This is a genomic window from Streptomyces sp. NPDC059037, assembly GCF_042740015.1.
In the GTDB taxonomy this organism is placed as follows: domain Bacteria; phylum Actinomycetota; class Actinomycetes; order Streptomycetales; family Streptomycetaceae; genus Streptomyces.
This window is the reverse complement of the sequence record NZ_JBHYIG010000101.1, coordinates 1-2,876: the sequence shown is the minus strand read 5'-3', so window position 1 is coordinate 2,876 and position 2,876 is coordinate 1. Positions and strand designations below refer to the sequence as shown.

Below are 2,876 nucleotides of genomic sequence, written 5' to 3'. Positions count from 1 at the left end.
GCTTACAAACCCCCCCCCCGAGAGCGCGGCGCGCGCCCCGCCGACGGCGCGGGGCCCCCCCCCCCGGGGCGGTGGGGGACGCCCCCCCCCGCCCCCCCAGACCGTCACACACCCCGTCGAGCCGGCCCAAGGAGCGCCCCCAGACGGCCGTTACCTCACCAGAGGTTGGTGAAGTTGAACGCGACGTTCTCGTTCGACTGGTCGATCGCCGTGAACCCGGAGCCGTTCACCTGAGCGTTGTTGTTCTGGTTCGATGCGCCGTTGCCGACCGCCTGCTGCTGCGTCGTGTTCGAGTTGCCGCTGTTGTCGTCGCCGACACCACTGCCGTTGACGGTGGCCACGCCCGCGTTCGATCCGTCGTCCGCGAAGGAGCCGTTGTCAGCCATCGCGACACCGGAGAAAAGCGCGGCGGCCAAGGGCAGGGCCGCGGCGGCGGCGATGACGCGGGCGGTACGGATGCTTGCCATGTCAATTCCTCCAGAACGGGAGGTACGCACCGGCAATGTGCCGGGAGCACCGGAAGTACGGCTTGTTCCAAGGCAGTTGGCCGACCGCCTCGGGTTCTGCACGACGTCGCGAGTCCAGAGTTGCCCACCGAATCCCCGGCGAACCACCCCGGAAGCCCCGATTCCCCCGCAAGCGTGAGTACAAGTCGATAAACACGCTTCGATCCGCCAAAGCCCCAGCTCAGCCCCGTGCGACCCGCCCAAACCCAGGCGCCGCAAGCGCTGAAGCGTTCCGGCGCCCCCCAAAGAAGAGGCCTCCCATCCGCGCTTCCGGCGCGTGTCGGGGCCTCCCCCTCTTCCCTTCTTCGAACACTCGTACGAAAATGGCGGCATGGCCACCATCGACCGCCATGCCACAGCGCTCGCACTCGCCCACGCCCTGTCCGCCGCCGAGCGCGGCCTCGCCGTCATCCCGCTCTCCCGCACCAAGCTGCCCGCCCTGCGCTCCCCCCACCACGAGCAGCCCGAACCCACGCCCTGCCACGGCGAATGCGGCCGCCCCGGACACGGCGTGTACGACGCGTCGACCGACCCGCGCCGTATCCGCGAGCTCTTCGCCGCCGCCCCTTGGGCCAGCGGATACGGCATCGCCTGCGGGCTGCCCCCACACCATCTGATCGGCATCGACCTGGACACCAAGTCCGGTACGGACGCCTCGGCCGCCCTGCGGGAACTGGCGCTGCGCCACCTGTTCACCATCCCGGCCACGGTCGTCGTGGTGACCCCGAGCGGCGGCCGCCACATCTGGCTTTCGGGCCCGCCCGACGCCGTCATCCCCAACTCCGCGGGCCGCCTCGCCCCCGGCATCGACATCCGGGGCGCCGGCGGCTATCTCGTCGGCCCCGGCTCGCGCACCGAACACGGCGTCTACAGCACCGTGCCGGGCACCGCGCAACTCCCGCCCGGCGCCTGCCCTCCCGCGCTCCTGCGGCTGCTCATGCCGCCGCCCCGCGCACACCACACGGGGCCTTCGAAGCCGCAGGTCCAGCACGGCCAGGGGCTCGTCCAGTTCGTGCTCGCCGCGCACGAGGGCCAGCGCAACACCCGTCTCTTCTGGGCCGCTTGCCGCGCGTACGAGAACGGCATCGGCGAGGCCCTGTCGGGCGAACTCACCGATGCCGCACTCCGGGTCGGCCTGACGGAACGCGAGGCCCGCTCGACGATCGCGTCGGCGGCCCGGCTCACCGGGCACGCGTAGGGGGCAGCTAACCGAGCAGCGAACGCACCGCCGCGCGGTCGATGTTCGTCAGGGCGCGGACCAGCTTCGGGGTGAGGAAGACGATGGCGAGGCCGAGCAAGGAGGCACCGGCGATCTGCAACGGCGACTCCAGGTAGTACGCGTGGTGCTCGCCGCCCGATGTGTAGTCGAACACCCGGTAGCCCGGCCAGTCGAGGTAGTGCGGGAACACCCAGGAGTACGCCGGAAGGAGCGCGACCACCCAGCCGGTGACCAGGAAGGTCACGGTGAGCACGAAGGACGTCACGCGCGCGGGGAACATCACGACCTGGAAGAGCAGCGCCCGCCAGCCCGCGGCGTCCGCGAGCCGGGCACGCATCCCGGCCCACGCGCCCTCTCCCGGCGAGGTCCGCACCGGGCCGGGCCCGGCGACATCGAGCCCGAGGCCGGCCCGTGCACGCCCCCGCTCGGCGGCACCGAGCCCTCGCGCGCCCGCCAACGCGGCGGCAAGGACCGGCAGTCCGAGCACGGTGACGAACAGCCCCATGCCGAGCGAGAACATCGTCACGGCGAAGGTGAAACCGACGACGGCGATGGGCAGCGAGGCGACGGTGTAGCCGATCTCCCGGTAGGTGGCGGCGGCGAACGGCGCCCGCCAGAAGCCGGGGGACCGCGCAGGACCCGCGTCGGACGGAGCGGAAGGGGCGGAAGGGGCAGAGGGAGCGGCTGCGTACGGCAGAGTGCTTGTGCTCATGGCGGGGCCTCGAATCTTCACGGTGAGGACGGTGGGGACGTGCCGTGCTGATGTCCTCCACGTTCGCGAATCCGCGCGCCCGCCGACATACGGCGACCCGGCCTCTTGGGGGTGTCGCCAGCCCCACCCCCGGCGCGAGGACGGCACGGGGAACCGGCGCGATGAACCGGCGCGAGACGGCACGAAGAAGGGGCGCCCGAAGACTTCCGGACGCCCCTTCTCACCAGGCCCAACAGGCCCCTTAAGCGGTGGGTGTGGGATTTGAACCCACGGTGACTCGCGCCACGACGGTTTTCAAGACCGTTCCCTTAGGCCGCTCGGGCAACCCACCCCGCCCCCCCCCGCCCGGGGGGGGGGGGGGGAAAGGTTGGGGGGGGCACTCACCCCGGGGCAGATAAAAAAAACAAGCGAGCCCCCACCAAAAGAGATTATTAATAGG

Annotated in this window: 3 protein-coding genes and 1 tRNA gene; 1 reads left to right on the top strand and 3 read right to left on the bottom strand. The window is 71.3% G+C overall.

Annotated elements, in window-relative coordinates; all coding sequences use genetic code 11:
• Positions 1-155: 155 nt before the first annotated feature.
• A complete protein-coding gene (locus ACFWY6_RS21500) occupies positions 156-467 on the bottom strand; it encodes a hypothetical protein (protein ID WP_266864619.1) in 312 nt (103 codons plus the stop codon).
• Positions 468-837: 370 nt separating this feature from the next.
• On the opposite strand from ACFWY6_RS21500, the gene ACFWY6_RS21495 reads away from it, so the two are divergent.
• Complete coding sequence (locus ACFWY6_RS21495) at positions 838-1,704, top strand: bifunctional DNA primase/polymerase (RefSeq protein ID WP_384692675.1); 867 nt, start codon at positions 838-840, stop codon at positions 1,702-1,704.
• 7 nt (positions 1,705-1,711) lie between these two features.
• Here ACFWY6_RS21495 and ACFWY6_RS21490 read toward each other — a convergent pair whose 3' ends face one another.
• Together ACFWY6_RS21490 and ACFWY6_RS21485 are read right to left on the bottom strand one after the other, a co-directional pair.
• The gene (locus ACFWY6_RS21490) at positions 1,712-2,437 is read right to left on the bottom strand and encodes a sensor domain-containing protein (RefSeq protein ID WP_384692673.1); all 726 of its coding nucleotides are present in this window, start codon (positions 2,435-2,437) and stop codon (positions 1,712-1,714) included.
• Between the two features lie 246 nt (positions 2,438-2,683).
• A tRNA-Ser gene (locus ACFWY6_RS21485) sits at positions 2,684-2,768 on the bottom strand.
• Positions 2,769-2,876 lie beyond the last annotated feature (108 nt).